1 protein-coding gene is annotated in these 255 nt (G+C 64.7%); it reads right to left on the minus strand.

Annotated features, from left to right (window positions below):
- Nucleotides 1–255: P-type ATPase actuator domain-containing protein (locus HGO92_RS24960; protein ID WP_440915804.1), on the minus strand; the 255-nt coding region annotated here is incomplete at both ends.

A 255-nucleotide genomic window follows, 5' to 3' on the forward strand; every position in this document is an offset into this window, starting at 1 on the left:
GCTTTCCCCGGTGACCATGGACTCGTCGATCTCGGATTCGCCCTCTTCGACTACACCGTCGGTGGGGATCTTCGATCCCGGGCGGACCAGCATTAGGTCCCCGGGCATTACCTCGGCGGTCGGGACTTCCACCGTTTGTCCGTCGCGGATGACCAGGGCCATCGAGGGTGCGAGTTCGAGCAGCGTACGGACGGCGTCGTTGGCGCCGCCCCGTGCCCGCATTTCAAACCAGTGGCCCAGCAGTACGAAGGTGGT

This window comes from Crystallibacter degradans (assembly GCF_012952295.1).
In the GTDB taxonomy this organism is placed as follows: Bacteria; Actinomycetota; Actinomycetes; order Actinomycetales; family Micrococcaceae; genus Crystallibacter; species Crystallibacter degradans.